At 50.1% G+C, this 3,876-nt stretch carries 4 protein-coding genes; 1 reads left to right on the top strand and 3 read right to left on the bottom strand.

What is annotated here, in order from left to right; translation table 11 throughout:
• On the bottom strand, window positions 1-128 hold a 128-nt coding region (locus tag Q0650_RS14235; protein WP_298820077.1), incomplete at its 3' end, for an NAD-dependent epimerase/dehydratase family protein.
• Between the two features lie 206 nt (window positions 129-334).
• Between Q0650_RS14235 and Q0650_RS14240 the strand changes: the two genes are divergently transcribed.
• Window positions 335-1,405, top strand: coding sequence for a bifunctional 2-polyprenyl-6-hydroxyphenol methylase/3-demethylubiquinol 3-O-methyltransferase UbiG (locus Q0650_RS14240; RefSeq protein ID WP_298820073.1), 1,071 nt, complete (start codon window positions 335-337; stop codon window positions 1,403-1,405).
• Here the strand turns inward: Q0650_RS14240 and Q0650_RS18865 are convergent.
• Both Q0650_RS18865 and Q0650_RS14245 read right to left on the bottom strand, forming a co-directional pair.
• Window positions 1,360-1,464: an NAD-dependent epimerase/dehydratase family protein gene (locus Q0650_RS18865; protein WP_367280823.1), complete on the bottom strand. Its 105-nt coding sequence runs from the start codon at window positions 1,462-1,464 to the stop codon at window positions 1,360-1,362. The two genes, Q0650_RS14240 and Q0650_RS18865, sit on opposite strands and share 46 nt — an antisense overlap.
• Window positions 1,465-1,684: 220 nt before the next feature.
• Window positions 1,685-3,760, bottom strand: a complete 2,076-nt coding sequence (locus Q0650_RS14245; RefSeq protein ID WP_298820075.1) for a pyrrolo-quinoline quinone — start codon at window positions 3,758-3,760, stop codon at window positions 1,685-1,687.
• Window positions 3,761-3,876: the final 116 nt, after the last annotated feature.

The following is a 3,876-nucleotide window of genomic DNA, read 5'->3' on the forward strand; positions in this document are numbered from 1 at the left end:
GGCGTGCGCGGTCGGCTCAGATTATCGACAATGGTTACGCGCTCGCCTTGCCGCAGCAGATAATCGGCCAGATTGCAACCGATAAACCCGGTGCCGCCAGTGATGAGATGAGCATACAAAGTCGTCATCATAATAACTCCTACAATAGCCCATTTCACTACATCAAATCATTCCTGGCCAACAGATGATCGCCTGATGAAACAAACCATACTCTGGGGCAAACAGTAGCGCTCATTCTAGGGAAACTGATCAGATTGACCATGCCGGTTGGGCTCTGCAGTAATGATATAATACGGCTGGCAACCATCTTATCACCACACTTAAGTATCAATTCTTGCCTGTTCATCTGTTGAAGGATGCAAAAACCGTGATGAATTCACACGACCCCCAAGAACTGTTTAACTCTTTTTACTACAACACAAGCTGCGGCGTTCCATACCAACGAGACGAGCACTGGACAACCTTTTTCGGCCATATAGCCAGAGAAATCGTCAATCGAGTCAGCCCCAAAACAGCGCTTGATACCGGGTGCGCGTTTGGGTTGTTGGTAGAACAATTACGGCTTTTGGGGGTTGACGCCACTGGGGTCGACATATCGGAACACGCCATTGCTAACGCTCCCGACTCAGTTCGTCCATACGTGCGCGTCGCGTCTGTCACCGAACCCTTCGGTCAACGTTATGATTTAATTGTCTGCATTGAAGTCCTTGAACACATGGCTCAATCCGATGCCGAACGAGCTATTGCTAATCTGACTGCGCATACTGACGACATCCCTTTCTCATCAACACCTTACGACTATAAAGAAGCGACACACTTTAATGTACACCCAATCGAATATTGGGTTGAGCTATTCGCCAGGCATGGGTTTATCAGGGATGTCGATTTTGACGCCAGCTTCATTACACCCTGGGCAATGCGTCTGCGACGTCGTTCGGAGCCACTTCCCCGCATTATACGTGATTATGAACGGCGATACTGGGAAGTCTGGAAAGCGGTGACAGATCTGCGCGAGCTAGTCTTGAACCAGCGCAATCAGATCGAGAGACTTCAGACAATTCTCACCGAAGACCGGAACACCCTGCAAGCCACCCTTGACCGCGTTACTGCCGACCGAGACGCCCTGCAAGCCGCCCTTGCCCACGTCACTGCTGACCGCTCCCATATGGAAGCATATGTAGCGCGACTTGAAGCTGATCTTGCGCAAAAAAATTGCGCATATTACCGAACTAAAGTCGCATATTGCCCGCCTGGAGGGAGGAAGGATTATGAAGCTATTGCGCAGGTTGCGACACTTTTGAGGCTTAAAGTCATTCATGATGCTAAAATTTCAGACTTGCAAACTTCTGCAAGCTTGATTTACGGAGATTGCAGATATGTCGAAACCTTTTGCCGTAGCAGATAATCGGCCAGATTACAACCGATAAAACCGGTGCCACCAGTGATGAGATGGGGAAAAGACATCTTTTAGTTGTTCATAACCTGAAACGGTTGAACAATCGACGACTATATAACTCATCACCCCTAATTATGCAACAAGTGCGTGTGAGGAACAATGGATGATCGCGTGAACAGATCTGTGGAGTGGAGATTGATAATCCGCGAGGGGCACCGCATTGCGCCGTACCCCTCGCAGAAGTTTACCGTTGCGCCACGATAGCCTGCATGTCCAGCACAGTCATACTTAACGGATCGCCATCGGGATAAAGGTGCGATGTAGCTCGGCAACGACCCGGACTGTCAACGGAATTTCAACCGATGGCACATCGTTCCCTTGCAGGATCACTCTTCCCTCATATACTCCAACCGGCTTGCCACTTGCATTGACAGTAATGGTCAGACTCGCGGACGTGCTGGCCAGTGAGGAATTGCCTACTGTCAACGTTGAAGCGGTCAATTCGATAATGTTGTGCGGATCGTGCTCGCTCACCTGCACGTTAATCAGCGAGCCATCGTTTGAGCGCAGAGTGAGCTGATACGAATCAGGCTGATTACCGTCGGTCATGAATTGCAGATTTGTCGCGTTAACACGCAACTTCCGCGCCAGGAGCAGACCATTGTGGGCAGGATCACGCTGGAATTGAGGCCAGGGGGCGCTATACCTGGGGTAGGGACCAGGATCGCTGAAAATTGCCTGATCGAGATCGCGCCAGACGTAAACGAACGCCTTGTTCTGATTCGCTGGAACGTTTCGGCTTGTATGCGAGCCAGCCGCAACGATCTCTAGCTTGCCATCATTATCAATATCAGCAATGGCTGGCGTATTGCGGATTGGCATCCACATAAACATTGACCGTCGATTGAGGCATGAATGCGCCAATGGGCCGCCGGTCGGACAGCTTGGCGTTAGAAACCGTCCTCTCCAATCGAAAATCATGACTGAATTTTGAACCACGATGACAACTTCGTGCGAACCGTTCCCATCCACATCAGCGATCAGCGGGTTATTGAACGGTTCAGACATATCAGCCTGCTCCTGCGTCGTCCCGCTAACCACAAAATTCAGTATCGGATTCGGATCATCATATGTCCAGACAACTAGCCGTCCACCGGTGGGTGGTGTTGGCACAGCAGGAACTGCTGATCCACCAGAAGCGACCGCCGCCACAATCTCAGGCTTCCCATCGCCGGTAATATCGCCGATTGCCGGCGCCGAGGCGACACACTCAGGCGCGTTGAGCGTTCGCTCTTCTCTCCCGGTAGCTAAGTCAAATATCTTAACCCATTTTCCGGGCTTCGGATCATTACCGTAGAAGCATCCACTACCGACAACGACTTCCGGCTGTCCATCATCGTCGAGATCGGCAATTGCCGGCGCTGAGTAAATCGACTGATCAAATTCCACTCGCCACAGGAATCCCTTGCCAAACCCGATTAACCTACCCCCATCGTGAGCGCAGTAAAGCGGATCGGCGGTGAACTTGGGGTCTGCCGGGAAGGCGTAAAGAAATCCCTTTGCGTCTTCATAGTAAGAGTTTGTCTCTGGGTATGGAGTAATGCTGTCTGGATTGCATACCATGCCGGGCGTAAAATCAGTTCCTATGATAATATCCTTGCGTCCGTCGTCATTGACATCGGCAAACGCGGGTGATGACCAGATCGTATCCATTGCGAAGTACTTCCAGCGCAATGAGCCATCTTTGTTGAGTACGTGCAGATAGAGATCGGCTGATCCGGCCACGATAATAATATCCCCTTTGCCGTCAACATCAGTCACTGAGGGAGTGCTAAAAACTCCTGAATGCTTATTGATTTGGTTAATTGGAATTTGGTAATCCCAGAGAAGCTGACCATTAGAAGAAAACGCTCGTATTCCGCCCTGACACGACGGATCGGCATGAATTTTTCCGTAGCCGACAATAACTTCTAAACCTGGCCATTCTGGATAGAGATCAAATAAGGCTGGAGCGCCATTGAGCAAGCTATCGTCACCGCTTACGCTACAGGTAGCAACCTGCGTTTCCCACAATACCAGACCGTTATTTGCAAGCGCGAAGAGCTTACCATTGCGATCGCCAACCACGATTTCAAGCCCATTTTGCGGATTGCCATCGAGATCGCCAACAACGGGAGAACTGCGAATGATTCGTGATCCATCCAGCATCTTCCCCGCCAGCGTATCATCATCCTGAAGAGGAGTTGGATGGGTAAAACCTGGTTGAGAAGAGACCGGATTCTTATAGTAAGCTAACACCGACAGCGGACCGACAAAGGCTATCACCAACGAGATCAGGAACCAGCGAAATCGAAATCGTTTCATATACCATATCCTCATCCACTAAGTAGCAAGCTGGTTTCCAAGACCCAATATATCATTCTTATTAAACCACAACGTAACCATCGTTTGCTATATGCTCATAGTCCTGAATACCGGCA

This window comes from uncultured Chloroflexus sp., assembly GCF_937129525.1.
Taxonomy (GTDB): domain Bacteria; phylum Chloroflexota; class Chloroflexia; order Chloroflexales; family Chloroflexaceae; genus Chloroflexus.